The sequence below is a fragment of the Enterococcus villorum genome (genome assembly GCF_007990225.1).
Classification (GTDB): domain Bacteria; phylum Bacillota; class Bacilli; order Lactobacillales; family Enterococcaceae; genus Enterococcus_B; species Enterococcus_B villorum.
On record NZ_BJWF01000106.1, the window covers coordinates 1 to 510 of the forward strand.

General features: G+C 36.3%; 1 pseudogene. It reads right to left on the reverse strand.

Annotated features, from left to right (window positions below):
• Nucleotides 1-510: pseudogene (locus EVI01_RS13550) on the reverse strand (hypothetical protein); the annotation flags it as partial.

Here is a 510-nt window from a genome sequence, read left to right on the forward strand (position 1 = left end):
TGCATCATTGTAGGATTTACACGAATTGGAAAGCCTTTATATGAATCGAAATCAGTATCTTTTGTATAAACAAGCTTGACATTAGCAGTTAATTCATATAATTTTGGAAATCGTATGGACGCCACTTCACGCATTTTTCTAGTCTCTTTTCGGTCTTGTATTAATTCTTGCTTATATTGTTCAAAATATTTTTGTAACTTTACATAGTCCACATTTTTCCCCCTGGCTTTAAGTGACTTAACCTTTTGCTTCATGTCTGTCTCTATCTGAGCGTTCACTCCTGCCTCTATCCTTGCCTCTACCTCAGGAGTTAATGTTACCTCTACTTTAGGTACTTGATCTAGTTTTTGCTTCATTCCCGGCACTAACTCTGGAACTCGCATAGACCATACCCTATTACAATAAGTAAGAAAAGCTAACACTGCTTCTTGGTGGCTTGTATAGCCTTGGTACTGTTCCTCTTTAAAAAAAGCACAATGTATTGGTTCAATTAAATCATCATTGTCTTGA